This is a genomic window from Desulfosediminicola flagellatus (assembly GCF_005116655.2).
GTDB lineage: Bacteria > Desulfobacterota > Desulfobulbia > Desulfobulbales > Desulfocapsaceae > Desulfopila > Desulfopila flagellata.
Map to the genome: position 1 here is coordinate 3,080,197 of NZ_CP050698.1, position 24,482 is coordinate 3,104,678.

21 protein-coding genes are annotated in these 24,482 nt (G+C 39.4%); 2 read left to right on the plus strand and 19 right to left on the minus strand.

Annotation, left to right across the window (positions count from 1 at the left end):
• Nucleotides 1–211: 211 nt before the first annotated feature.
• The 10 genes from FCL46_RS12845 to FCL46_RS12890 form a co-directional block, all read right to left on the minus strand.
• Nucleotides 212–1,144, minus strand: a complete 933-nt coding sequence (locus FCL46_RS12845; protein ID WP_167506102.1) for a class I SAM-dependent methyltransferase — start codon at nt 1,142–1,144, stop codon at nt 212–214.
• Between the two features lie 187 nt (nt 1,145–1,331).
• Nucleotides 1,332–2,729, minus strand: coding sequence for a surface carbohydrate biosynthesis protein (locus FCL46_RS12850; protein ID WP_136810728.1), 1,398 nt, complete (start codon nt 2,727–2,729; stop codon nt 1,332–1,334).
• Between the two features lie 63 nt (nt 2,730–2,792).
• The gene (locus tag FCL46_RS12855) at nt 2,793–3,848 is read right to left on the minus strand and encodes an N-acetylneuraminate synthase family protein (RefSeq protein WP_136810727.1); all 1,056 of its coding nucleotides are present in this window, start codon (nt 3,846–3,848) and stop codon (nt 2,793–2,795) included.
• 1,248 nt (nt 3,849–5,096) lie between these two features.
• The gene (locus FCL46_RS12860; RefSeq protein ID WP_136810726.1) at nt 5,097–7,016 is read right to left on the minus strand and encodes a transketolase family protein; all 1,920 of its coding nucleotides are present in this window, start codon (nt 7,014–7,016) and stop codon (nt 5,097–5,099) included.
• 22 nt (nt 7,017–7,038) lie between these two features.
• The gene (locus tag FCL46_RS12865; RefSeq protein WP_136810725.1) at nt 7,039–7,785 is read right to left on the minus strand and encodes an acylneuraminate cytidylyltransferase family protein; all 747 of its coding nucleotides are present in this window, start codon (nt 7,783–7,785) and stop codon (nt 7,039–7,041) included.
• A gap of 7 nt (nt 7,786–7,792) precedes the next feature.
• The gene (locus FCL46_RS12870) at nt 7,793–9,259 is read right to left on the minus strand and encodes an aldehyde dehydrogenase family protein (RefSeq protein ID WP_136810724.1); all 1,467 of its coding nucleotides are present in this window, start codon (nt 9,257–9,259) and stop codon (nt 7,793–7,795) included.
• Between the two features lie 22 nt (nt 9,260–9,281).
• A complete protein-coding gene (locus FCL46_RS12875) occupies nt 9,282–10,088 on the minus strand; it encodes an SDR family oxidoreductase (protein ID WP_136810723.1) in 807 nt (268 codons plus the stop codon).
• 256 nt (nt 10,089–10,344) lie between these two features.
• On the minus strand, nt 10,345–11,091 hold the full coding sequence (locus tag FCL46_RS12880; protein ID WP_136810722.1) for a glycosyltransferase family 2 protein: 747 nt from the start codon (nt 11,089–11,091) through the stop codon (nt 10,345–10,347).
• Nucleotides 11,092–11,099: 8 nt separating this feature from the next.
• Complete coding sequence (locus tag FCL46_RS12885) at nt 11,100–12,344, minus strand: glycosyltransferase family 4 protein (protein ID WP_136810721.1); 1,245 nt, start codon at nt 12,342–12,344, stop codon at nt 11,100–11,102.
• Between the two features lie 10 nt (nt 12,345–12,354).
• Nucleotides 12,355–13,194: a hypothetical protein gene (locus tag FCL46_RS12890; RefSeq protein ID WP_136810720.1), complete on the minus strand. Its 840-nt coding sequence runs from the start codon at nt 13,192–13,194 to the stop codon at nt 12,355–12,357.
• Nucleotides 13,195–13,413: 219 nt separating this feature from the next.
• Between FCL46_RS12890 and FCL46_RS28855 the strand changes: the two genes are divergently transcribed.
• Both FCL46_RS28855 and FCL46_RS28860 read left to right on the plus strand, forming a co-directional pair.
• On the plus strand, nt 13,414–13,884 hold the full coding sequence (locus FCL46_RS28855; protein ID WP_167506101.1) for a transposase: 471 nt from the start codon (nt 13,414–13,416) through the stop codon (nt 13,882–13,884).
• Between the two features lie 334 nt (nt 13,885–14,218).
• Complete coding sequence (locus tag FCL46_RS28860; RefSeq protein ID WP_136810718.1) at nt 14,219–14,341, plus strand: transposase; 123 nt, start codon at nt 14,219–14,221, stop codon at nt 14,339–14,341.
• Between the two features lie 132 nt (nt 14,342–14,473).
• Here the strand turns inward: FCL46_RS28860 and FCL46_RS12905 are convergent, their stop codons facing one another.
• The 9 genes from FCL46_RS12905 to FCL46_RS12945 form a co-directional block, all read right to left on the minus strand.
• Nucleotides 14,474–15,715 (minus strand): glycosyltransferase family 4 protein, encoded by a 1,242-nt coding sequence (locus FCL46_RS12905; protein ID WP_136810717.1) that lies wholly within the window; start codon nt 15,713–15,715, stop codon nt 14,474–14,476.
• Entirely contained in the window at nt 15,712–16,557 is an 846-nt protein-coding gene (locus FCL46_RS12910; RefSeq protein ID WP_136810716.1) for a class I SAM-dependent methyltransferase, read from the minus strand. The genes FCL46_RS12905 and FCL46_RS12910 overlap by 4 nt, the downstream gene beginning before the upstream one ends.
• Before the next feature lie 10 nt (nt 16,558–16,567).
• The gene (locus FCL46_RS12915) at nt 16,568–17,326 is read right to left on the minus strand and encodes a TylF/MycF/NovP-related O-methyltransferase (RefSeq protein WP_217909627.1); all 759 of its coding nucleotides are present in this window, start codon (nt 17,324–17,326) and stop codon (nt 16,568–16,570) included.
• 192 nt (nt 17,327–17,518) lie between these two features.
• On the minus strand, nt 17,519–18,415 hold the full coding sequence (locus tag FCL46_RS12920) for a sulfotransferase family protein (RefSeq protein ID WP_136810715.1): 897 nt from the start codon (nt 18,413–18,415) through the stop codon (nt 17,519–17,521).
• Between the two features lie 238 nt (nt 18,416–18,653).
• The gene (locus FCL46_RS12925; RefSeq protein WP_136810714.1) at nt 18,654–19,412 is read right to left on the minus strand and encodes a sulfotransferase domain-containing protein; all 759 of its coding nucleotides are present in this window, start codon (nt 19,410–19,412) and stop codon (nt 18,654–18,656) included.
• Between the two features lie 4 nt (nt 19,413–19,416).
• Nucleotides 19,417–20,703, minus strand: a complete 1,287-nt coding sequence (locus FCL46_RS12930; protein ID WP_136810713.1) for an ABC transporter ATP-binding protein — start codon at nt 20,701–20,703, stop codon at nt 19,417–19,419.
• Nucleotides 20,704–20,840: 137 nt separating this feature from the next.
• Nucleotides 20,841–21,707: an ABC transporter permease gene (locus FCL46_RS12935; RefSeq protein ID WP_217909628.1), complete on the minus strand. Its 867-nt coding sequence runs from the start codon at nt 21,705–21,707 to the stop codon at nt 20,841–20,843.
• A 4-nt stretch (nt 21,708–21,711) separates the two neighbouring features.
• Nucleotides 21,712–22,224, minus strand: coding sequence for a GbsR/MarR family transcriptional regulator (locus FCL46_RS12940; RefSeq protein WP_136810712.1), 513 nt, complete (start codon nt 22,222–22,224; stop codon nt 21,712–21,714).
• 276 nt (nt 22,225–22,500) lie between these two features.
• Complete coding sequence (locus FCL46_RS12945) at nt 22,501–24,480, minus strand: ArnT family glycosyltransferase (protein ID WP_136810711.1); 1,980 nt, start codon at nt 24,478–24,480, stop codon at nt 22,501–22,503.
• Between the last annotated feature and the right edge of the window lie 2 nt (nt 24,481–24,482).

Genomic DNA, 24,482 nt, shown 5'->3' on the forward strand with positions numbered 1-24,482 from the left:
TATCCGTAGAAAAAATAACTGGCCAAAAGTAAAAGGACGTTTTGAATATCCTTTGATCTACTGAGCCAATAGAAGAGGAAAACAGTTGAGAGATAAAGTAAATAATCAATGCTTGTAAAAATCATAAAGCTGTACGCAATATTGTTCTGGAACAGAATATATCAACTGTCGACGGTAAGGTTTACGCCGGTTTAAAGTGAGGGATATCATCTCAAAGAGGCTTCCTGGCCTGAACGAAAACGCCTGCAGTTCTAAGATCTTCAGCTGTCATTTTCATAAACTTCTCTGGCAACCGGTCCTTTTGCAAGGTCGATCTCTGTTCATAGGTGCGTTCACAAAGCACCTCAAATCCGGCTTGCGACAAGAACGCCCGGTGAGTAGAAAATGGCTCTCTATTAATCAAAAACGGCCTTCTCCCTCTAATAATCTTCCATACCACAGCAGGGTATCCCCAATGACCATCCCAGGTCTCCGCAGTAGCGTGGGATTTAAGATCTATCTGATGTGAAATCATCCCACCGGGCTTGACCCATGTATACATGCAGTCATAGGCGTTCCACAAGGCATCAACATGCTCGAGAACAGCTTGGGAGTAAACTAGATCAATGGTTTCTCTCTCAATGACAGTATCGCCATCCCAAGGAACCTTATACTGAATGAAAGAGTTATCACTTTCTGTATTTCCAATCGCTTTTCTTATTTTTGCAATTCGCTCAGGTCGCAAAGAGTAATCTAGATGTTTCTCATTAAGAAGGTCGTGCGGAAAATCATAGGAGTCCAAATAGGGTTTGACCCTTGGAAATTCACCCTCACCCGGGATATCAGCTCTATCCCTGAACAGTTCAAGTAATTCCTCGAAGATTGTGGCATTGTAGTCGCTATTCGCATGCTCTACCACGTCGAGCGCATAGTATTTATCGCAACCGGAAATTAATGCAGCTAATCCTATCCCTATGGAGTCTCCAGGGCCCAGTTCTGCAACAACATGAGGAATAGTTGACAGACCATTTTTTCTGGCCATCACCAGATGTCTCAACCAGACAGAATAGCAGTATCTTGAGGATATAGTTCCACCAGTACCCTTCATTGAGTGATCGACTCCGGGTAAATATGAGAGAACTCCTTCTAATATCTGGCTTAACATTTTTCTCATCTCCTTCAGAGACTTTTATCTTCTACACTTTAAGACAATCCACTATCTTTCCGATAGCTACAATTCATTAGTTTTTTTCAGAAAAAGTTCCAAAGACTATGGCTCATTTCAGATTAAATATGACCTGGAATGCTAAAGGTTCGCATATCATCGAGAATGGTAGACATCCTGTTAATTATTACTGGTCAGCCGAAGTGACCATGAACACATCTTCAGTAAGAGGATATAATTTTAGCTCTGTTTTAAAGGACATTAAAGATTGAATATTACCCACTTCATCCCGCATCTCCTTCTCGCTAACTCCAGGAAATTTATGTTTGGAATAATCACCCCGCTCAGCCACACCAGATAACAGTTTATATAACAATACGTTAAGCTTCATATAGTATCGATAATTCAAACTATTGAGAAAAAACCATGGGCGACGGTTTTTTGTCTTTACACTGCTTACCACTTGATCAACATTGTCTAGAATAATTCCACTGGCACTAACCCCATCGAATCCATTCAGGTATTGCGACAAGACCTCTATTCTCTCTTCACTTCTTACATATCTTCCACTAGGTGCGTGGTCGTTCAACAACTCATTAAGAGCTGTGAGGAGATCATCTTCATCCTCAGCTTGAAAGTTTACGGAATTGGGTAGATACTGATCATAAACATTAGAAATTACTGGTCTGTACGCAATTGCAGGACGATCAAGTAACAACGCCTCAATTCCGGTTGTACAGCCATTATGTATCAAAACTGATGAGGCAAGTATCCACGGAATCACCTCTCCCTCGTGAAGGACAAAGACGTTGTTTTCAGTCTCAAACAACTCCACATAAGTTTCGTATCTTTCCCCGGGGTGCGGCCTGACAATGACTTTATAATCCTTGTACTCTTTGGCAATCCTTCGAATCATCGGAATAAACGCGTTGAAAATACACCGCTTATGAGCCATCCAACCAGAGGTGAATTTTTCATCCTCCGCTGAATTTAATTTACCAGCCTGCCGTAAGACCTCGACATAGCCATTTTCACCATTCCTGTGATTACAATGGCTGAAGTTTGTGTTGACTAGAATAAATGGTCCGTGTTTCTGCCTAAGCTCCTGTGCATCCTCTGAGAACACCTCTCTGTATGGCTGCTGCAGAAGGTCAAATCGAACATTGCCGCTGCAAACTATCCGGTTCTTCAGTTCTGGAAAATGCCTGGCGATCAAATCTGCCTGATATTGTCCCCAGGCAAAAAAGGTATCAACATTATTGATTTCATCCCGGGATATTTTTCTTCTCACGTAGTCAGCATCATCAAAAAAAACCAGGCCTTCCTCGCACCAAGCGACAACCCTATTACCAAGATGCTTGAATTTTTCAAAAGATTCCTCTTTTGAAGGTGCAACACCTTTTTCCAAAACTACCCCTGCAGGCAGCAAGTGAAGTGAGGCTCGTACAGCGTGAGCTTCACCTATGACCACATTATATCCACGCTGAGCGGCTAAACATGCAAGCAAGGTTTTTGCCTTGAACTCCCGGACCTTTACTTCAACCGGGATATAGAGCCATCTATCCTGTCTTCTACTTTCCATCATAATCAATAATTCTACCTTGCTAGAGCTCGCAAAAAATACCTTTTGGTTTTTAGGCCATTATCATTATTTAAAACCCGAAATCGAAAACTGCTGATCTTCGATCACGTTCTCTATTAGCTCTTTTCCTATTACATTTTCAAAATCGTATGGAGGTATTCCACCGCCAGGTGATTTCATACCAATATCTTCTCGTGTTAATACATGCCCTGCCTGCAAATCAGAATTAGCAACAAGGCTCTTGCCCATTTTGGTGATAGGCGCTTCTTCACTGGGAAACATCGCCTTATTTCCGTCGCCTAATGCTACCTTCAAGCGCCGAAGATCACGAACCATCTTGGTCAATCCTACCGGCTCAAGAGAAAACGCATGATCAGTACCTTTAGTAGCGCGGTTTAGTGTGAAATGTTTTTCTACAACCCTGGCTCCAAGCATATATCCGGCAATTGCCATTGCAATCCCACTGTCATGGCTTGAAAAACCAGTAACAATACCAGGGAAATTTTTCTGCAATGTGCTGATCACCCTCAAATTCAGCTCATCCCATGCTGGAGGGTAGCCTCCGGTGCACTGCATTATACAAAGCTGATTGTTTATCGGCATAATGGCATCGTATGCGCGTTTAATATCCTCAAGCGTGCCACCACCAGTACTCATCAATATTGGCTTGCCGAACCCTGCAATGTGTTTAAGCAATGGAATAGTCTTCAGATCACCTGAAGCAATTTTATAGGCAGGAACCCCAACCTCTTTGAGGAAATTTGCACTTGGAATATCAAAAGCAGTCGCAAAAAAATCTATTTTTTGTTCATCTGCAAATTTTTTCAGCTCAATATATTCTTGAAACCCAAATTCAAGGAACTCACGGTGTTCACCATACGTTGCACCAAAACTGTTCCGATTTTCATATGGCTTATTATACGCCTCACTCGTATACAATGTTTTGTTATCACGCTTCTGTAATTTTACAGCATCTGCCCCAGCTTTTTTGGCAGCTACAAACATTTCCTTGCAGACATCGACACTTCCCTGATGGTTATTGCCAATTTCAGCTATAACATAACAATCGCTATCATCATTAATCAGATGCTCACCTATCTTCAAGCTTCTTGTTTTTGTCATGGTATTTATCCGTCCGGAATTTTGAATTATTTCTTTACGGTTGTTTTCTTGCTTGTCTAAGTCCTCAATAAATCGCAGCCCCCCTAAGGATATAGCGTTGCAAGCTGCAACATTGCACCTGGCCCTTTAAGCTATCGAAACGTCATCCTTTTTTGATCTCCTTATTAACATCACAGTAACTTCTAAAGGAGATGGAAAACCCTTAGATACAGCACAGCTAATCAAAACTCATATGAATCGTCAAATAAGACATATTCATACCTGCGACCAGGTGATTTCATTCCCATTCAGACAATTCGTAGGCTTATATGATATAGTTTTCTTCATTGAGGTATAAAAGCACCACAGAAAGCAGTACGACTCACTATACCATTGAATAATGTCAGTTGTTTCCTGGATGAAAAGTATATTTCTTTATGTCACTTCTGTTCAGAGATATGATTCTTTATCTAGAAATGCATGAATTTAGAAACCATTTAAGATTCATTTTCACGCTAGGCGTATACGTGTTTTTTACAACTATTATGCCTGACATGCAACTGCATTCTTATTTGATTCTACTTTATTGACAGATATACTATCATCACTGTTTCGATTCTACAGACATCTCTCGTTGAACCATTTGCCTCTATGGAGCAGCAGATATGAATCTACTTCACAAGTCACTGCTTATGTGGTCAAGCAAAATGTTCACTTTTCTTAGGCGCCCTTTCTCCAATTCGTATGTTCTTTCAAAGTCATTAAGACTGAGATAGCCAAGAAATATATGCTGTCTCCTATTTTTGCAAAACAACTCTATGTGAACAAAAGATCTCTTCCGGGCAGAATCAGGTGAAATAGAGAGAACTATATATACGCTTAATCTTTAAAATTCCGAAGCAGGCTTCAGTCACACCGTCACCCCACCAATTTCCCTTACGGATATTGTTGCTTATCATCAAAATATATTTCTAGAATCTATTACTGTAGCACCAAATCCCACGATCTGAATAAAAACAGGGACCTGATGTTTGGCTGCGGCAGCAGACTGTCATTTACATTGCACTGATAACACTAGCTTTCGTCATCAAACTTTTCAAAAAACATCGACGACATTGCGGAAATACATCTATAGCAACTGTCAGATACAACCAACATTCTGAACTCCTGACATTTGATATCGTAACAATAAGCGTGTCAGATGCTGACATCTCCACAATACATGCAATATTAAACACTTGCAGTATATTTTGTATTGCTGCAGCATAGTCATTTTTTAATTGAGTTTTGAACAGTGTTAATGATCGTTTTTTTGTCTAATCCGTGTGCTTCAAGAACTTCGTCATTAGTCCCACAGACAGGAATCCCTATCACGCCCAGATGTTTGATTTCAGGGACAACATTGAGACAACCAGCAAGAGTATTAGATATCATCTCGCCCTGCCCACCTCGTATATAATGATTGTCCAATGTAATCAGAACATCACATCCATCAATAGCCACTTTAGTAAGCCATTCAGTGTCAACACAATTCAGCCATGGCAGATTGACTATCCTAACATTAATACCTTCAGCTTTAAGGATCTCAGCAGCCTTCCACGCCTGCGCGAGCAGTACAGGACCATAACCGATGAGAACAGCGTCATTTCCTTCTCTTAATATGATTCCTTTTCCTCGTTCAACTTTATGCTCTCTAGGAAGTTGATATGGTATTTCACATGGTATCGAAACAAGACGCATATAAGTACTACCAGAAGCAACGTTGAGGCAGTAATCCAGAAGAACAAAAACTTCAGCTTCGCAACAAGGCTCGACGACATCAATACCAGGAATTGCTGATAATGATGAGATATCCCTGACAGCCTGGTGCGAATGGCCTGGACCGCCAGGTACAATTCCTGCTAGAGATCCGACATAAACAATTTTGGTTTGTTCAGTTGCATTGTTATAAATCTGCTCATTGGGTCTCGCAGAGAGAAAGCAACCAAATGAATGAACAACAGGCAGCAATCCTCCTAACGCCATCCCTCCAGCTTGTGAAACCATATCCTGTTCTGCTATTCCACACTCAACAAAGCGCTCTGGGAATTCCTTTTTAAAGCGTATGAGGCCGGTATCTAATATGAGATCCGCATCAAGAGCAATTATATCAGGATTACGTTCTGCTTGCCCAACAAGTGCCTCTGAATATGCCGCAACAAGTCGTTCAACCTTTTCAGGCCCCTTGACGAGTGGTGGTGCAACAATATTTTCGAGAGCTACAGGCACTAGTCCAACATCAGAGGTCAACGTATCCAAATGTTCTTTCAGCTCAGTTATTGCCATGCGATACGCACTCTGATCCGGCGCACCACTATGGAACCGATACATTGCCACGTCAGAATCAAGACTTGTATGTTCCATAAATGAAACGCCACACCCTTTCACCGTGTCGGCTATCAGTACCTTCGGCTGATCAGTGATTCCTCTGAAATCATCGAAAACCCTTTGTAATTGGAGAATGTCGTTACCATCACACCGACCGACATGCCAACCAAAAGAAGAGAACTTTGCTTCGAGGTCACCAAGATCACTTGTCTTTTTAACAAACGTATCTGATTGAAGCTTATTATGATCCACAACTACAATAAGATTACCAAGCTTCTGGTTGGCTGCCGATACCAATGACTCCCAGATCTGGCCTTCCTGCAGTTCGCCATCTCCTGTCATAACAAAAACACTACCATCACGACCGAATCTTTCATTTGCAAAGAGAAGACCCTTTGCCTTTGAAATACCCATGCCAAGTGAACCGGTATTGGTCACACATGCAGACACAGAGACATCCGGATGACCAGGCAAACCTTTCTTTCGTCTTAGCGAGTGGATAAGATCAAAATTCAATCGATCCATGCCAGCCATCACCGCATAATACGCAGGGGCATCATGGCCTTTTGAAGAAAAGAAAAGATCATCCTTTCCCATTTCTCCAAGATGGAGCCAGGATACAATATCCAGACTCGAGAAACTGCTACCTATATGCCCGGAACCAGCTTTTGCGATCATGTATAACGCGTTTATTCTGGAAGCAAAGGCAAATATTTTGGCCTTTTGTGTTTCTTCAACTACAGCTTCACGAATTCTCGTGAATTCTGCGAATGGCACGAAATACAATACTCCCTCTACAGGTTCTCCTACAAGGTCACCCATCTATATATCCTTTCTTAACAGGTTATCTTTTATAAGGTGGCTGCGATATTTCAGGCAACTTCGCCTCAGCGTTTCTTATGTAATGTTCGGCAAGAACCCAATCCACTTCCTTATTAATATCGAATCCTTCAAAACCCTCTGTAATAAACGGTTGGATTATTTCTCCAGCTATGGTTCTGCCTTTTTCTATAACTGATGATCTAGCAATCTCAAGACTGGCATTCTGCACATACACCTCTGGTAAAGCTGCAAACTGGCTGGAGTGCCACGGTTGAGAGGGAGGTGTAACCGGCATCACCGGATACATTATTTCGCCACGAACAACCCACATTTTACCCGGATGCTGCGAGCAGATCTCAACAGCTCGAAGCGAATCCGCCTGCCCAAAGTCATGAAACTGTTTCCATGCTCGCTGAATTGTCTTCACCTGGCGGAAAGGAGATGTAGGCCGCAGTACACTGAAATACTGATATTCATCACCTTGGGCTTTCAACTCGCTCAAGGTGTATTCAACCCACTCAATATCAGGAGATTTCGAACCAGCAATACTAACAGGTCTCAAAAACGGCACTTTAGCCCCATAATATTGACCTATATCAGCATACTCTTTAGAATCTGTAGATATAAGAACAGTATCAAAAACGCCTGACTGGATTGCGGTAGATATCGTATAGGCGATCAGAGGATGGCCACCTAAGAGCCGTATATTCTTGTCCGGAACCCTTACAGAACCGGATCTTGCCGGGATAAGTGCTATTGATTTATTCATTCGTCTTTCACACTTTACCCGGGTTAGTAATTAAATTAATATATTTAACATCACTGTATACATCGAGCGCTTCAACGCCTGCCTCCCTCCAGCCCGTGCCGGAGTTTTTCAATCCGCCGAACCCCATGTGTGGTTCACTTCCGTGGGTTCCGCCATTTACAACGATCACCCCAGCCTGAACCTTGTTAGAGTATTCCATCGCCCGATTAATATCATTTGTGTGGATCGATGATGTAAGTCCAAACTCTGAGTTGTTGACTAACTCAATAGCCTCATTGAGATCTTTCACTTCATACAGACATGTTATCGGGCCAAACAGTTCATTCTGAGAAATCTGGCTATCAGGAGATACTTTCTCGACAATTGTAGGCTGCATATAGTAACCGGACTGAAGTTGCCCCTTTATCACTCGTTCACCACCAATAACAACATCAGCCCCATCCTCCTTCGCCTTACCAACTACTGAAAGCATGTTATCAAGTTGTTTCTCATTTATAACCGGACCTAGAAAATCAGTATCCCCGACTCCCATACTTAATTCATTCGTGGCATTTATAAGTTTCTTTTTAAACTTCTCGTAAATTGAACTGAAAACCACAATTCTACTTGCAGCTGCGCACCGCTGCCCTGCATTACTAAAAGCAGAGGCAACTGCCCACTGCACAGCATTATCGATATCTGCATCATCACAAACGGTCAGAGCATTCTTGCCGCCTAGCTCAAGACATACTTTGGCAAGCCTTTCACCAGCAACACGATTTATGAGACTGCCGGTCACATGACCACCGGTAAAACTCACCAGATCAACTTGAGGTGACTCTACAAGGGGCATCCCTGCTTCTGCGCCAAGCCCTTGTAAAACATTTAAAACACCGGCAGGGAGCCCAATCTCACGACAGATATCGGCGAATATCCAGGCAGTACCCGGTGTATCTTCAGAAGGTTTAAGAATGGATGCGTTGCCGCAAAACATTGCAGGAAATGCTTTCCAGGCGACATTTGCAATCGGGGTGTTCGAGGCGATAATCAAGGCTGCAACGCCAAGTGGCTGACGAACAGTGAGCACCTGTCGATTAGCCATTGTTGCCCCCATAGTTTTGCCATAATTTCGACGCCCTTCGCCAGCAATGAAAAATCCCATTTCAATGGCAGCCTGGGTTTCACCTAGAGCATGTGGAAGAGCCTTGCCGGACTCGGTTGCAACAATCTCTGCTATTTCACTTTTACGTTCCATCATACGAAAGGCTATATCCCGAATGATATCTGCACGTGCTACACTGGTCATGTTCGCCCATGCAGCCTGAGCTTTTTTGGCAGCAGCTATGGCCAGCAATGCATCCCCGGACCCTGAACGGGCGACCTTGCATACTTCCTGACCTGAATGAGGATTGATGTTCCCAAACAATTGTCCAGAACTAGCTGCACCCATCTTTCCATCTATGAAATTTGGAATCACTTCTGGAAAAGCTGTCATATTTTCCACCATATGTAAATTGTTACCAAGCAGACCAACCACCATCAACAACCAGGTTAGATCCTGTCATGTAGGATGAAGCATCAGATGCCAACAATATTACCGGACCTATAAATTCCTCTGCATCTGCCATCCTACCAATGGGCATCCTACTGAGATATGCATCTAAAAATTCTTTTGGTTGATCATTGAAAACACCGGCCAGTGTTAAGGTATTGACCCGCACCCCTGATTTGGCCCAGTAGGTTGCCAGGTATCTTGTTAGATTTAGTATGGCTGATTTAGACACAGAATAGGCCACCGGTTTGAAGAATTCTTCTCCTGCTGACCTGCGAAAATCGTATAAGTCCTGACAAGGCGAGAGAATGCCATATATAGAGGAAATGTTGATAATAGATCCACAACCTTTATCAGCCATGTCCTTACCAAACACCTGACAACAAAACAATGTGCCCTTTACATTGACATCCATTACTTTGTTATAGGATAACTCCGGATACGTTTCAAAAGGACCGACCTCTGAAGCAGGTGAATCCGGCGGGGAATCCAACGCGGCATTATTAATTAATATATCGGCAACTCCAAAATCATTTTTGATTTTCTGGGAAACCGAATCCACTTCTGCTCGATTGGTAATATCGACAACATATGGCTTTATCGAACCCTCTTCGAGATAGAGAGCAAATCTCTCATCTGCGATTTTTGGTACACTTGCCAAATCGAGAATAGCAACACGAGCTCCATGCTCCACAAGAGCAACCGAATAAATCACCCCAAGTTGCCCCATGCCACCGGTGATAACTGCAATTTTATCCTTAACATTAATCATAGTGTATATTTTTCTCCGAAAGAGTAAACACCAGCAGGTTTCAAAAAAATAGTTATCATTGTTATAATATCACCCCAAAACATTTTAAAAATTGTTAAGGATTGGTACCCCGTTATCAAAAATAAACGTTACTCTGCTCAGAAAGATCCAGGTGGACAAGGCTTGAAGGTAAATACTTAATCTTGACATTGCACAGCCACTAAGCACACTTTCCATTTACAGTTGATTGCTAACCGAAAAAAATGCAACATGAGAGTTATATCCCTTTAATATTTAAAATCTTTTCTATTGGATCAACTATAGACCTTTTTATACGATATAATCTTGAGAAGTTTGTATTTCTGACTTTCTCAATTTCGTCGAAGTACAATTGAGTACCATGCATCGTAAAGCTAATTCCATCCATAGAGAAAACAGAAACACATTGTTTAACGAAATCCAGGGTAGCTCCGTTATTCAAAACACGACAGAAAAAATCACGATCTCCGCAAATTCTATAGCTAGGATCATATAGTCCAAATTGTTCAAACAGATTTCGTTTAATGAAGGTAGATTGATGAGGTAACGGTCTATGGTAAATAAATTTTTTACGTACATCATGAAGATCGATTCTTTTTATAGCTGGCTCCCTTTTCCATATTTCAGGAAAAATTACTTTCAGCCAGCAGACAACAATATCTAAATGTAAATATCTTGAGCAAATCGATAACGCATCATAACTATAAAGGAAATCTCCAGCATTAAGGAACAAACAATATTCACCCTTGGATAACTTAATACCCTTATTCATTGCATCATAGATTCCTTTATCAGGTTCTGATATGTAGGTAGACACTAAGGGATTACTCTCAATATATTCTACTGTTCCATCATGGGAATTACCGTCGATTACCACCCATTCATAATCAATAAAATCCTGGTCTTTTATTGACTTGGCAGTGCGCTCAATTTCTTTTTTTGCGTTTAAACATACAGTAATTATGGAGATTTTAATTTTTCCCATAGTCTCTTCTAAACGGACATGTCACTATCGATATTTTCCCATTCATTATCGAGGAACCTGCAATAATTATTTATCACCTTTTTTCGAGGTAACTTATTTTCAACATAACTCCTAGCATTAACTCCCATCCTTTTAACTAAATCGCGATCAGTCAAACATAGTTTCAAAGCGGAAATCATATTTTCAAACAATTCAGACTCTTCACACAACAGCCCATTAAATTTGTCTTTTATAATCTCAGGATAACAACCCGAAGCGGTTGCAATTAAAGGTAACCCAGCGGCCATAGCTTCAATACCAGCCATGGAAAACCCTTCCCTTAATGTTGCGGGCATCAGACATACATCACCGGCACTTAGCAAATATGACATTTCCTCGCGTGGTACACCGCCACACCAAACTACCTGAGGGTGTGAGTCCAATAACTTCTCTAAGGATTTCCTATGATGAGGTGGTGATAAATTATGAAATCCTCCGATTACTAAAAAAGTCATGTCAGGGAACATTTGTTCAGATATTTCAATAAGCCGTTCTAAATACCTACTCCCTTTATAAAGTGCAATCTTAGATGGGAAAACAACAACAAGGTTTTCAGGATTTATTCCAAGATCATTACATACTTTTTGCCTTTTCATTGGAGATTCGGGTGAGAATTGATCAAGTTCTACACCGTTAGGAATTGTCAGAACAAAAGGATCAAGCCTAGCTGAATTGACGTAGGCTAATTTGGCCTGTCCTTGTGTTTGAGTTATGAGGACATCGCAATAATTATAAAAACTAACCTCACCTGGGTAACCATAGTGTCTTTGAGAGTATGCAATTGTAACATCAGGCAAAAGCCTCCTTAATTCAGGTAAAGAGTTAATTCCTCCCCAAACTAGTATTTTTTTTCCACCAGTAGCGCGAATCCATTCAGCAACACTTTTTAAAAAGACATCACCACCTTTACGGGTTATAACAGATTTCAACCAATTAACCCTACAGGTCATGGATGTGCTAAAATCCTTAGAATTTATATCAAATTGGCAAACAGCAGTGTTAGATTGATCAGCTAAATGGAATGATTTTGGAATATATTTGCAAATTAGAACATCCTTTTCGGCACGTTCTTTGATTAGTTCCCAAACCAGAAACTTATAAGACCCTCCTGTTATAGGCGGAACATCTTGAGATATACTAAGGTGAACCCAATCATATTTAATTTTTCCTTGCAGCATCTTTTCAGCACGATGTGTCATGTGACATTTAATCATAGAAAGCAACCTAGACGATTTTCATTTTGAATTTTCGCAACAAAAAAACCTGGAGCGCATGAGGTAGCCACCAGAAATTTTTCTTTGAGTATATTTGTATAATATTTCGCAAACCTGATTCATCGATCCCGACAAATTTCTCAAATTGACGATGTAATGTCTCATCATCATAATCAAGATTTTCAGGATATATTTGAGCTCTTAACCCGTATTCTGCTCCCAATAACGCATAGCCTCTTGATATATCATATTTTTGTTCAAATGCGCTTTTTAGTGCAGCTATATTAGACCAATGTCTAGCCCCTCCGGCAGAATGCAATACGGCACGGCCTGGCTGAATAGCCTTTATGGCTTTGTGAACTCCAAAATGAAAAGCCTGAAAGGGAGATGAATCTGGACAATGCCACGCAGCTGGTGCAAGATTTTCAAAATCTTTAATTTTTATGCCATGCGCAATAGGTCGAATATCAACAAACAAATCTTCTTTATTGTTTTTTTCCCATTTAACAGTGTTCCGAAATGCATTAAGGCCCATTATTAGTCTGTCAGTAAAATAATCATGAACAGCGACATATACACGATCTACGAGGGGATTTTCCTGAAAAACGTGGGATACTTCTTTGAAATATGTATCTCTAGTCAACACCATATCAGCATCAACTTTAATCATTATTTCAAACTCATCACTCATATCCATAAATGTTGAATATAAAGCATCATGGGCTTGCTTGTTTTTCAGATTATGAAATTCAAATATTTCAAAATCACAATCAATTTGTCTTTTTATACATTGCATACATCTTTCATATTCATTTTCATATGTATGCAAAACGCCAACAAATATTTTCATATTTCTATAATTTGATTGCCCTGAATCTCAGCAAGACATAAAGACTCGGATTTTTATTAAAAACAGTAGAGCGTTGAATTACGTTTTTTTATTTTACGTCTAACACAAGTTGATGTTCACCAAAACATGACCATAAAATATTTTTTTTGCCAGAGATCGCCTCTAAAAAACTATCTTTTAATTATCTTAATGAAGCTGAGAAAGAGGGGAAGTCACTATATGATCCCCCAAGCATGCCATCCTCCTGTTACCTACAACAACAGGAGGATATGTCATGGCAAAGAATCCGGTTCAATTTCAAAAAGGGTACAGCTTGCCAAAGTTCCTGAAAGCGTACGGCTCAGGACAAAATGCAAGGCAAAGCTCTACAAGTATCACTGGCCGAATGGTTTTGAGTGCCCCAAGTATGGTCACAATACCTGCTATGAATTGAAAACACGTCAACTTTTCCAGTGTATTCATTACAGATATCAGTGTTCCATCACCAGTGGTACAATTTTCGACTCATCACAATTGCCTCTTACGACATGGTTTCTCGGAATATATCTGATAACCCAAGCAAAGGATGGTATGTCTGCCCTTAGTCTCCGCGGGTTCCTTGACATATCGGTCAATACAGCAGTTAAAATGAAACACAAGCTTAGACACGTGATGAAGAATGCTGATGACCATGAACCACCTTGTTCTTGAAGGCGTCATTGAATTAGATGACGTGTATTGGGGTGGCAAGAAAAGTGGCGGTAAATAAGGCCGAGGAGCCCGAGAAAAAACACCTTTCCTTTCTGCTGTTTCCCGCAATGAAGCTGTTCGCCCAATTCATATGAGGATGAGTAAACGAAACATTTTTAACACATCTAAAGAATCATCTTGGTTGCAAAAGCATCTTCATGAAGAAGCGGATGTTATTTCCGATACTTTCAATCCATTTAACTGCTGATCAGATCTTATTGCATTTAATGCTAGAATTACAGCATTTTAAATTTACGAAAATACAGACAATAGAATCTTTCACTGGGTCAGCACCATGGTCAGCAATGTAAAGAGGGCTTTTCATAGGACATATCATTCTGTGAGTACAAATTACTTGTCACGATATTTGGCTGAATTTTGTTTTCAGTTTAATAACCGGTGTTACATAGGGCAATGATTGGAAATTTGATCATACATACCACTTAAATCAGCCCCTCGCCCCCTTCACCTCTTAGAGATTGCTGAGAAGGAGGGCGATTAGATTATTCGATAAACATTTGTTTTTTCAAAAAATCGAAAAAATGACAGCTCAATTAGTAATACGTTTATAAACATCTATGTATTGTTCTGCAACTTTAGTATATGCATAGTTGCAAACAACTTTTTCTCTGGCAGCTTTGCTTAATTTGTAGTGCCGCTCAATATCCCCTAAAACCCACTTGATTCCTTCTGCCAACATATTCGTATCAAAAGGCGAAACTAAAAAACCATTTTGTAAGTGATCAATCATATCAGGAATACCGCCAATACCAAAACCAACACAAGGTGTCCCGCAACTCATGGCTTCCATAACAGTATTTGGGAGATTGTCCATCATCGATGGAATAATAAATACATCTGCCAAGCTGTATAACATAGCCAATTTGTGGTCATCATTTATACGACCGACTTCAGTAACAGGTATTCCTTTAATGGTACTACGACCACTACACTTTCCACCAAAAGTAATACATTCTATAGCGGAAACTTCACTTCCAGAAGCAAACGTCTCAAGTGCTTGTTTCAGGAAATGAAAGCCTTTCAGTGGGTTTCTACTACCGCCATCAGCACCAAATAAAATGAGTTGTTTCTCTTGTGGTAAATTGAATGATTTTCTCGCATTATTTTTATCAGTGGGCTTAAAAACATCAGTGTTCAAACAATTAGGAATCACCGTGGCTTTTTCCCCAAAAAATAAGGAACTCATACAAAGACATTCTGCCATCCACCTGCTCGGCGTTACAAAATTAAAGTTTACATTATGCCAATGTTTCTTCTTACGGCGCCATGTCGATCCATCAAGATCAACCCAGCCTTTATGGCAAGTAGGCCGATTTTTGTTTGTATACCGTTCTCGGTAACGATTGGAGAAATCAATAGAGTCATAATGCTCAGCCCCACAAAAAGCCCACATATCGTGCAACGTCCAAACGATTGGCTTATTTATTTTTTTAAGCTCTGAGATACTAATTAGTTCCTTTCCTATCCAGTGAATATTAATAATATCTGCATCAATCCTATTAATTATTTTGTAGATTCCTGATTGGAAAAGGTTAAGCGAGTGGTAACTTGGGTTAGATGTTTTTTGATAACCAAGAAGTTTCTTAATAAAATGATTCTTTTTCACCTGATACGGTACAGGGTAACATCTTACACTTCTATCCAGACTATTCTTTCTGGCGACCAGCATCTCAGAATGGATACCACACTCTCGTAATGCAGCATGAATTCGATATGCAGCGCGAGCTGCACCGCCAGTAATATCAAAATTGTTTAAGTGGAGAATCTTCATGGCTTAATGGCTTCAATATAGAGCGAGTCTGGCTTATAAACAGTACTATCTGGTTCAGTATCAAGATTAAATGTAGACCAACCTGGGTGGTAGCTTTGCATAGCATCCCGCTGTACTATCTTCACAAAATTGCACTCCTCAAGCATCCTAGACAAAGAATATTTATCATACATCCACTGATGATTCTCACCTGAACGGCGAAATCGACCCACCATTAACGAGTCGTATTCACTACCAAGTAATATCTTGAGAATTCCCTCACGAATATTCCTTAAAACATTTTCAGGTTCTAATAAAGAGGAAAGGAATTTCGTCACTCCCATCTTACTAGTTCTGCGATGTTTTTCACCCCTACGCAGATCATATTTCCTTATTATATTTTTGGCTTCAATTCCACAACGTTCTACTATAAATTCACGATTTGGAATCGAATCACGATCTAGAAAGGCTGCCATCCCCCCCCCTGACGAGTTACGCACAACTTGATCATATAATTCAAGCATTATCCAATCATAACTATCACGTTCCGAAACATTTCCATCACTAACCCTTTGTAATATCCTTAAATAACATAAAACAATTTGTTCAAGATCAGGGACAGCAATTCGAATAATTCCAGCAGGTTTTAATACCCGAAAACACTCTTGGACAAATTGCCTGGCTTCATTCACTTCAAAGTGCTCTAATACATGCGAATGATAAACCACGTCAAAATGACAATCTAAGAAGGGCAGACCCAGTTCTACATCACACTGCTTTACAACTGGGTGAGCAGGAACCTTATCAATATTCACCCACTCCTCATGGATACGTTTGCCACAACCTATATTTAAAAGTTTCATTAAATTTTGCTTAAAGTTTTATAGCTACCCTGCCGGTATAATCAATTTCATGCAAACTGATTTCAACCGAATTCTTATCAAAATATTCATCTACAGCCTTCTTTGCCCCTTTCCAATGACCATAATCATCAATAATCAGTACACCTCCAGTTGCTAAACGTGGGAATAAAACCTCTAACTCATGTTTAGTAGATTCGTACCAATCAGTATCCAATCGTAATAAGGATATTTTTTCAGGAGCATTCGTAGTCAATGTTTCTATCACATCTCCAACAACATAATGAATTTTATTCCTAGGGTAGTCACTCTTATCCATTGTCTTTTTGACCTCAGAAAGGCCAGCAATACACCAAATATTACTACTCTGACAGCGGTCCTCCTGCTTCAGCAAATCAGATGCATCCATACCAGAAATATCAATATCACTTTCTGTTGGTTCTGTCATTCCAGTAAAAGTATCAAATAAGTATAATTCCTTATCAACAATATTTAAAGAGTCCAGGGTCAATGATGCGGCCAACATACTTCCACCTTTCCAGACACCACACTCAACAAAATCACCCGCAACAGCATTTTGCTGTAAATACCTTACTGAATTTATCAAGGCTAGTACTCTTTCTGGACTGGTCATTGTGTATGGTAAGACTGCAGTTAATATTTCTTTATCTATTGCTGACAGAGAACCTGGTTTCCCACTGCTCATGTACTTGTAGAAGTCTTTTTCAGCAGTACTTGCATACTTTTTAAATATTTTTTTTAAAAAACTCATTTTCTTCTCTGAACTTTTTATTGTTATTTCAAACCATTAAGAAGAACGCTAATCACAGTACAACATCATGGTCTAGAATATATCTATCAATATAATTCAACTGCTCAACGCAGCACGATGGACACTAAAACAGTCCCAAATAAACACTAATAAATATAATTGAGTAAGATGATAGGAAAAGTGCTAATAGTATTATAAACTCATCGAAGTCGCATACCAAGAGGATAGATCCCGACCTATAAGCTTCGATGTATTCTCAATATCTGCACGATATTTTGATTGAAGTAGCGTCTTAGTGTCCCCCTGCATCGTTTCCCAACGTAACTTGAACAGAGTTTGATTCCTCCTAAATAGATATTTGATTATGGCAGATTTACGCATCCAGCGATACCTATTTTCAAGACTCCGCAGCATAAAATGCAATTTGATGGAAACAGGCTTAAATTCCCCTTTATTATGGATCTTGATTGTTGGCTCATAATTATCGTCTACATCCAAAAAACGATATGTGTCCCGCACACAACCAACAGGGTCTCTTTTGATTTCATCCAACAAGATAATTTTAATTTGAGCAATCGGGAATGTTTTATAGTAGCGTTCCAACTGCTCAAAATACATACCAGATCCAAAATATAAATAATTGTAATAATACTGAGGATTTCCTATCATGAAATCCATGTCATCTTTTCGGGAAAACTCAGTTTTTAACGCCTTTTCAAATGGGTATATCCACTCGTAGCCATGACTAACCATCCACCTGTACAATGAATAAGCTCGATCAACAGGGTTCCGTAGTATCACAATAATCTTGGCATCAGGTATCTCTTCATTAATCCATTTAGCAGACTCAGGCGAGGTCAAATAAGCGTTTGAGGCGTCGCCAATAACCTTGCGTGATTTGGCAGATTCAAACAAATGCAGATATTTGTCTTTTTTCTTCACACCATAAGAATTACAAAAATAGGAAGGTTCTTTATGCTCGATATCCTCAGGCATAAAAATTTCTGGATGTTGCTTCAAGTACATCCAAAGTGAAGTCGTTGCGGCCTTAGCAGCTCCAATAATGAAAAAATTTGGCTTATTTATCATTTTTTAATAACCTGTTCTTAACCGATATCTCATAATTGTTATTTTTCGATAGCGGACCGTAAAACCACAGTCAATAATTCCCTCGAAAACATCAAACAGTATTCTATTTTCGAATGTTTTTTGATACTTTCAAAATGCTTAAAGCGCATCTGTTTATGAACAGGGATTAACACACCAAAGATAACAGATCTACTCCACTCACGGTTTATGAAAAAGTAATTATGTCTTAAGGTTACAATCAGTCAATATCATAACTCAGCATTTGAATCAAAGTACAATCCTCTTTTTTATGAAATGCTACCAATTCTTTATCGCCAAACACATCTCGCCATTGCCCTGAACGGCCTTTACGCACAAAAACAGTCTCACCATCTCCATATTTCCTGCCTTCATCGCGTTCAATTTTAGACATGGATTCAAAAGATGATTGTTTAATTGCTTTTCGAATCCTATCCTCATTTACTTGTATACCTGAGAATTTAAGAACTTTCAGCAAAACATTATATGTATTAAGTAACAAATCCTCGTATTTGATTACTATCACATTAGGTCGTTTTTCACCTATCCAAGATAGAACATGGTTACTCCAAGTGCCATATGGTCCGTCATATTTTTCTATAAAAGCAGCTAGGTCCCAAGATAGCGGAATCGTTTTTTTCATGAAATGATAGTAGGAAATATATACATCTCGCGGATCACGAACGATGTAAATAACCTTTTGAAAATTCTTATCATAAGAACTATGTGATTTATATATTTGCGGACATGTCAATCTTTTATTTTCACATTTCCTTTTTTCCCACTCGGGACAAAAATCGTGAACATTGTAAAAGTTAATTTTTTCATTTTCATTATCTTTCAACAAATTAGACAACAGAAATCGCATCCAGGTGTTACCGGATTTCGGGAACGAAACAAGAAAAACATCAGCACAAGAAACAGATGATGATTCTTTTGGTGACAGGATTTTTTCAAATAGTGATCTGATTTTATTCATGCTATCACTTCTCTAACTCCTTCATGGACCAATTCAAGCGAGGCGCTAGAACACCAGGCCATTTTTCTGTATATGTGGACCCATGACCACCAACCCCTTCAATATTTAAAGACAAATACTCTTTACCCTGAATCAACACTTTAACATTTGGGATACCAATATGGATTTTTATTAGATATCCACCGCTGTTTAAAAGATCAGCAGGAATCCGGCATGTCGTACAATATTTACCTGGTAGCAATTCCTGCGCTGCCATTTTTGAATGATTAGTAGATGAAAAAGCAACAACACCCTCAATTGTTAGCAAACTGATAATTATACGCATGCCACGGACTGGAAGCTTTACCTTAAACTTAATTTCCATATCGATGGGCTTTGAAGCACTATAAACAGAATGAGTTTTCCCCTCATCAAGTAATTTTATACTATGCAAACTTATTTCATCACAGTTAGGTGCACCATTATCATCCCATATAATCTCACCCGAATGTCCAACTCCTTCCTGCCCAAATGTCAAATACTGTTCAACCGCAGTATTTACACCAGCACTCAACATTAATTCTCCGTGATTCAAGATAATTGCTCGTGAACAAAGCGCTCGAACAGCCCCCATATTATGGCTTACAAACAAAATGGTACGTCCTTCTCGTGAAATATTCCCCATCTTTCCAATGCATTTTTTCTGAAATGCCGCATCACCAACTGCCAGTACCTCATCAACCACAAGGATCTCCGGTTCCAGATGAGCAGCCACGGCAAAAGCGAGGCGGACATACATACCTGATGAATAACGTTTTACCGGCGTGTCAACAAAATCTTCAACACCTGAAAAATCAATTATCTCATCAAGCTTACTCTTGATTTCCTGTTTAGACATACCAAGAATGGCACCATTCATGAAAATATTTTCTCGCCCAGTAAGTTCGGGGTGAAAACCAGTACCTACTTCAAGCAGGCTAGCAATACGACCTTTTACTTTGATATTCCCTCTAGTAGGTGCAGTCACCCGTGAAAGCAGTTTCAAAAGGGTGGATTTACCAGCGCCATTCTTTCCAATAATACCTAGAATTTCGCCTTGTTTTATTTCAAAATTAATATTCCGCAAGGCCCAAAATCGATTTCCATCAATTTGCTTTTCCTGTCCTGCTATATATGATGATATTTTTTCATTAGGATCTTCATTTCCTCTAAACTTTGCCCACCAAGACTGAAGATCATGAGTTAAGGTGCCATGACCGATTACCCCTAATCTGTATTCTTTCCATAGGTCATCTACTTCAATTACGCTCATTTTATTTATTATACCGACAATGTTTTTTTTGAAGGGGAGAGTTTTAAAATTAAATATCCCGACTAATTCTCAATCTATAACAACATAATTCATAGTTTATACTTCCGAATTAGAATGATAGTTGTAATGAAGAATATTTAAACAGTATCCATGAATGATTTCTCGATTCTACTAAATAGGAGTACACCGCAACCCAGCAACAGTAAAGTGACAAACCAACTAATTATAATATGATTAATGGTTAATGCACTGGTCCCAAAAACTCCGAATCGAAAGCTCTCAACAATAGCTACCATTGGATTTAAAACATAATATGGGAGTAACCATTCAGGAATTTGACTCAGGGGGTAAACTACTGGAGTACCATACATCCACAACTGTATCAGAAATCCCATGGCAAATTTTAAATCTTTATATTTAGTCGTTAATGACGATAAGAAAATTCCTAGACCAAAACTCAAGAGTGCCATCTGCAACAAAAGTACTGGCAACCCGATCAAGCTTAAACTTGGGCTGATATTTGCTCCTTGTGCCATAAAATAAACATAAAACCCAAAAAAAAGAGCTAACTGAATGAAAAACTGTAAAAAATTAACAATGACAGTTGCAATTGGAACACTCAATCGCGGAAAATAAACCTTCCCGAAAATAGCTGAATTCGTGTTGAATGTCCCTGCCGTTGCATTCAAGGTCGCAGCAAAATACCCCCACATCACATTTCCGGCCATGTAAAAAAGAAAAGGTGGCAAACCATCTGTGGAAATCTTTGCAACACGACCGAATATTATTGTAAATATCACTGTTGTAACAAGTGGTTGTATAATATACCAGAGAGGACCTAGGATAGTCTGCTTATAAAAGGTGAGAAAATCTCTTTTCACAAACATGCCGATAAGATCCCGAAATTGCCAAAGCTCCTTAAAATCGATATCGAACCAACCTGTTTTCGGCTTTATCACCAGATCCCATTGCTGATTTTTTTTCACCATGTGTTCTTTACTCATATATTCAACTCTTAATACCTGTAAGTAATTTTACCAGAGGGTTACCCAGTACCTGCTCCAACCCGTTTTTCAATTTTTGTGCTCTTTCAATTCTCTGTTTTAAAAAAATCAGCTCATTTTTTGATGGTGAATCATCCGGTATATCACTTATAAGAGCTAGACTTCCTTCTAACTCTCCGCCAAATACTTGTATTTTTTGGCGAGCTAGGGAGAGTATTCCGTGCTGAAGTGCATTGGCGATATTATCTGCACTTTTATAATAATTTCTTTTATCTCCGCCCTTCCACACTTTCTTTGCTAATCCCAACTGTTCAAGCTGACGGCCGGCAATACTAACAGAAGCCTTACTTAAGCCCAGTGCATCTCCGATATCATCCAATGAACATTCCCCGTCCTGCAAATACAGATACACCAAAACTTGACCGACTATCCTGCCAGTACCAAAATCCTGGGATACCCTACCACCAGTTTCGACGAGTCTCATTCTTGCTTCTTGAAGTTTTTTTCCGTCTTCCATAATTCACATGTTTTACAATTTTTAAAAACCTAACAAACATGTGAAACCTTTTCAAGCTAATTTTCGTCTTCCATTCACTAAAAAACAGCTTGAAATAAAGTGCTAGGAAATACTCTTCAAATCGTGTTTCCCCTGCTGTTTTATCACAAAAAAACATATCTTTGACATGAGCAAATTTCTATCAACATGATTCATCATGTGATCAGGGAAGAAGTACTAGCAAAAAAAAATCAACACTTTAGCATCCTAGACCTTACCTGACTAGCAGTGAGAGTATTACAGGTTTTGCCTAGCAGTTTTAACCGAATACATTATCAATTCACTATTAGAGAAAATTTCTTCAAACCTCAAATCAGCATTGATCTCCTTAACAAACTGAACAGGATAGACCCCAAGATTTGTGATTTGCTCATTCACGGTTGCAACAAGGTGTCTTTTTATTACCACCACGCTCACATGGTAACGTTCGAGTAATCTTACTCGCTCATCGTTGTCTGCCCGCCAAAAATCACGAAGCTGATATCCAAGATACCATTCATGTTGTGCAGGGAAAAATCGATAATTGCCTTCCGGGTACATAAAAATACGACCAGCTGGGGGATGGACTTTCAAAAAGTCAATACCATCTTGGAGTGCCGGTGTGATTGCACGCAGGCGGTATGTTTTTGAGAGAACAAAACCACTCTGTAAAAAACCTAACGTTGCAATTATAGAAATAATTACTTTAGTTTTAGGTAAACAGACCACTTTTTCAACAAAAGGAAGCAGCAAAAATGGTAACCCCGGCAGAAAAAACCTGGCATCAGGAGATGTCTTGATAAACCATGCCGCCAATAAAGTATATGATCCGCCGACTAAAAACGGCCATATATTTGATTCTTTAATTCTAAAACGATCTTTGAATCTATAGCTGTAATACAGCATGCCAATCACACCCAGTAAAACGAGAAGCCATACTACAGCCCCACCATAGATGAGGAAATTTTGCTTTATACGTAAATCTCCAGGGTGGTTCGCTATAACCTGGCGTCTTTGCTCCTTATTTTTGTTAATGTTCGACCCAACAGAAAGATTATTATTGTTTTTCTGTGATAGGTCTCTTTTTTTAGCGCTATCTGGAATATTATACTTGATAGCTTTATGTACTTTCTTAATTAATCTTTCTAATTGCTGTTGAGGATAAAAAGTAGCTTGGCCATACGTCTCGATCGCACTACCTATTAACCAGGTAATGCACATTACAATAACTAGACAACATACAGTTGCTATACTCCCCCTAAGCCATCCTGTTTTTTGGACCGCCAAATAGAAGAGTAGAAGAAAAAAAGCTGGATAAAACAGTACTGCAGTAACCTTAAAACCAATCGCCAAAGCTAAAAAGAGTGACGCCAGAAACCACCGTCCCTTACGTAGAAAGTAAAAGGAAGTAAGTATCTGTGCGGTCATTGGTACATCCTGATAGAATGTTACCGAAAAAATTAGAGACAATGGGAGTGATGCTAGAGCAATAACATACAATAGGGCAGATCGTGATTCTACTCCCTGACGATCACGGGCTATCAAATATCCTACAATGAGTAATTGAATCAGAAAAAACGTCTGATAGAGTTGAATGAAAGTGAAAGACCCTCCTGTAAGGCGGTAAATAACTGCTCCACCATAATGCCAGAAAAAGGAATGAGGATACCGCCTTTCTTCTATTTCACCGGTGGCAATAGGAATTTCTGCATAAAAATTAGGCTTTGATAAATCCTCCGCTTGATGAGTGAGCATATAATAATGAGTAACCTCATCACCAACCATCACTTGAGGTGCAGAAAGCCCTGTAAGCAGGACAGCAAAGGCACTAAGAGTTATAACGAGAGGGACACCAACGTTTGTCCCTCGTATTTCACGTCCTACTGTTTCTTCAGAAAAGATTGTACTTTTACAGTCTTTTCCTAAAGATTTAGCTGTAGTACTTATCTTCATTTCCCTCAACGAGGTATAGACAAAACCTGAAAGCGTTAGGAAAAATAATGCGCAGACTACAGTGCTTTGCTCGACTTCAAATATCCTTTGTAAAGAACTGGAAGTTACCTGATAAAAAGCTAAAGCAATACTGCAAAAACCTAATACAATAAGTTCAAGTACTCTTATCCTGCGATCCCAAAAAGCATTGATCAGAAGAATACAGAAAAGAATCCCAGCAAATGAAATGAGAACTCCAGACAGTCCTCCGAGCCACAGATCTATAAAATCTATTACCATTTTCATAT

What these genes read in the sequence shown, in the direction of transcription:
- FCL46_RS12925 (WP_136810714.1), bottom strand. Translation starts at nt 19,412, where the DNA reads ATGAATAAAATCAGATCACTATTTGAAAAAATCCTGTCACCAAAAGAA.
- FCL46_RS12905 (WP_136810717.1), bottom strand. Translation starts at nt 15,715, where the DNA reads ATGAAGATTCTCCACTTAAACAATTTTGATATTACTGGCGGTGCAGCT.
- FCL46_RS12890 (WP_136810720.1), bottom strand. Translation starts at nt 13,194, where the DNA reads ATGAAAATATTTGTTGGCGTTTTGCATACATATGAAAATGAATATGAA.
- FCL46_RS12920 (WP_136810715.1), bottom strand. Translation starts at nt 18,415, where the DNA reads ATGATAAATAAGCCAAATTTTTTCATTATTGGAGCTGCTAAGGCCGCA.
- FCL46_RS12915 (WP_217909627.1), bottom strand. Translation starts at nt 17,326, where the DNA reads ATGAGTTTTTTAAAAAAAATATTTAAAAAGTATGCAAGTACTGCTGAA.
- FCL46_RS12870 (WP_136810724.1), bottom strand. Translation starts at nt 9,259, where the DNA reads ATGACAGCTTTTCCAGAAGTGATTCCAAATTTCATAGATGGAAAGATG.
- FCL46_RS12860 (WP_136810726.1), bottom strand. Translation starts at nt 7,016, where the DNA reads ATGGGTGACCTTGTAGGAGAACCTGTAGAGGGAGTATTGTATTTCGTG.
- FCL46_RS12930 (WP_136810713.1), bottom strand. Translation starts at nt 20,703, where the DNA reads ATGAGCGTAATTGAAGTAGATGACCTATGGAAAGAATACAGATTAGGG.
- FCL46_RS12875 (WP_136810723.1), bottom strand. Translation starts at nt 10,088, where the DNA reads ATGATTAATGTTAAGGATAAAATTGCAGTTATCACCGGTGGCATGGGG.
- FCL46_RS12940 (WP_136810712.1), bottom strand. Translation starts at nt 22,224, where the DNA reads ATGGAAGACGGAAAAAAACTTCAAGAAGCAAGAATGAGACTCGTCGAA.
- FCL46_RS12945 (WP_136810711.1), bottom strand. Translation starts at nt 24,480, where the DNA reads ATGAAAATGGTAATAGATTTTATAGATCTGTGGCTCGGAGGACTGTCT.
- FCL46_RS28855 (WP_167506101.1), top strand. Translation starts at nt 13,414, where the DNA reads ATGATCCCCCAAGCATGCCATCCTCCTGTTACCTACAACAACAGGAGG.
- FCL46_RS12935 (WP_217909628.1), bottom strand. Translation starts at nt 21,707, where the DNA reads ATGAGTAAAGAACACATGGTGAAAAAAAATCAGCAATGGGATCTGGTG.
- FCL46_RS12885 (WP_136810721.1), bottom strand. Translation starts at nt 12,344, where the DNA reads ATGATTAAATGTCACATGACACATCGTGCTGAAAAGATGCTGCAAGGA.
- FCL46_RS12855 (WP_136810727.1), bottom strand. Translation starts at nt 3,848, where the DNA reads ATGACAAAAACAAGAAGCTTGAAGATAGGTGAGCATCTGATTAATGAT.
- FCL46_RS28860 (WP_136810718.1), top strand. Translation starts at nt 14,219, where the DNA reads ATGGTCAGCAATGTAAAGAGGGCTTTTCATAGGACATATCATTCTGTG.
- FCL46_RS12910 (WP_136810716.1), bottom strand. Translation starts at nt 16,557, where the DNA reads ATGAAACTTTTAAATATAGGTTGTGGCAAACGTATCCATGAGGAGTGG.
- FCL46_RS12880 (WP_136810722.1), bottom strand. Translation starts at nt 11,091, where the DNA reads ATGGGAAAAATTAAAATCTCCATAATTACTGTATGTTTAAACGCAAAA.
- FCL46_RS12865 (WP_136810725.1), bottom strand. Translation starts at nt 7,785, where the DNA reads ATGAATAAATCAATAGCACTTATCCCGGCAAGATCCGGTTCTGTAAGG.
- FCL46_RS12845 (WP_167506102.1), bottom strand. Translation starts at nt 1,144, where the DNA reads ATGTTAAGCCAGATATTAGAAGGAGTTCTCTCATATTTACCCGGAGTC.
- FCL46_RS12850 (WP_136810728.1), bottom strand. Translation starts at nt 2,729, where the DNA reads ATGATGGAAAGTAGAAGACAGGATAGATGGCTCTATATCCCGGTTGAA.